The sequence below is a fragment of the Dehalococcoidia bacterium genome, assembly GCA_030018455.1.
Classification (GTDB): domain Bacteria; phylum Chloroflexota; class Dehalococcoidia; order DSTF01; family JALHUB01; genus JASEFU01.
Map to the genome: position 1 here is coordinate 1 of JASEFU010000023.1, position 567 is coordinate 567.

General features: G+C 61.7%; 1 rRNA gene. It reads right to left on the minus strand.

Annotation, left to right across the window (positions count from 1 at the left end):
- Nucleotides 1-406: ribosomal RNA gene (locus QME71_11155) — 23S ribosomal RNA — on the minus strand; the annotation flags it as partial.
- Nucleotides 407-567 lie beyond the last annotated feature (161 nt).

Genomic DNA, 567 nt, shown 5'->3' on the forward strand with positions numbered 1-567 from the left:
CTCACCGTCTATGGCCGGACGTTCCAGTCCGTTCTGCTAGAGGCTCGCCTTACCTCGGAGGATCGGCAGCTCCTCCCTGCGGCTCCTTCAACCCCCACTGCACAACGCCTGCCAGCTTTACCATGCAGCGGGTTTGGGCTCTTCCCCGTTCGCTCGCCACTACTTGGGGAATCTCGGTTGATTTCTTCTCCTCGGGGTACTAAGATGTTTCAGTTCCCCCGGTGCCCCCCTCATGGCCTATGTGTTCAGCCATGGGTGACGGGACATTACTCCCGCCGGGTTCCCCCATTCGGATACCCCCGGATCAATGCCTGCTTACGGCTCCCCGAGGCGTTTCGCCGTTCACCGCGTCCTTCTTCGGCCCTTGGCGCCAAGGCATCCACCGTGCGCCCTTCGTAGCTTGACCTTCCGCCAGAATCCTTCTCGCTTTACCCGTCTTCCTCTGTGCAATTTTCAAGGTGCCGGCGGCGGGCCGGATTCACTACACCGGCTCGCCCCAGAAACCGGCTTGGTCCCTGGAAACTGAGCAGCGTGGGCTGAGAGGCAACTGCACGGGATCGACCTGGG